The sequence below is a fragment of the Pseudomonas capsici genome (assembly GCF_017165765.1).
GTDB lineage: Bacteria > Pseudomonadota > Gammaproteobacteria > Pseudomonadales > Pseudomonadaceae > Aquipseudomonas > Aquipseudomonas capsici.
The window spans coordinates 1-601 of sequence record NZ_JAFGZD010000059.1 but is presented as its reverse complement, the minus strand read 5'-3'; the positions used below and the strand labels follow the sequence as shown (position 1 = coordinate 601).

Genomic DNA, 601 nt, shown 5'->3' with positions numbered 1-601 from the left:
GGCACCCTGATCGGCCCATTGCTGGGCGCAGGTCTGGTCAACGGCATGAAGAGCTGGTTCACCGTGGCCTTCCCTGAATACTGGCTGTTCTTTCTGGGCGCACTGTTCATCATCGTGACGCTGTATCTGCCCAAGGGCGTGATCGGCCTGCTGAAGAAAAGGAGCGAGTCATGAACAACACACCGACACCTGCTTTCATGCTCGAACCGATCCTCGATCCCAATTCCGACGCCGGCACCAGCCGTGACGCCATCGGTCTGGGCCAGGTCGCGGGCAAGGGCCTCAATACCCGGCACGGCACGATCCTGACCCTGGAAGACATCAGCGTCAGCTTCGACGGTTTCAAGGCTCTCAATGACCTGAATCTGTACATCGGCGTGGGCGAACTGCGCTGCATCATCGGCCCCAACGGCGCGGGCAAGACCACGCTGATGGACGTGATCACCGGCAAGACACGTCCCAGCCACGGCAAGGCCTGGTTCGGTGAAACCCTGGACCTGACGCAGATGAGCGAAGTGCAGATCGCCCAGGCCGGCATCGGTCGCAAGTTTCAGAAGCCCACGGTCTTCGAAGCCCTGAGCGTATTCGAAAACCTGGAACT

General features: G+C 60.2%; 1 protein-coding gene and 1 pseudogene. Both read left to right on the top strand.

Annotated features, from left to right (window positions below; genetic code table 11):
• Positions 1 to 174, top strand: a pseudogene (locus tag JSY17_RS25530) (urea ABC transporter permease subunit UrtC); the annotation flags it as partial.
• Positions 171 to 601 (top strand): ATP-binding cassette domain-containing protein (locus JSY17_RS25525; RefSeq protein WP_206403390.1); only part of this gene is annotated, 431 nt, incomplete at its 3' end. The pseudogene JSY17_RS25530 and the gene JSY17_RS25525, both read left to right, overlap by 4 nt.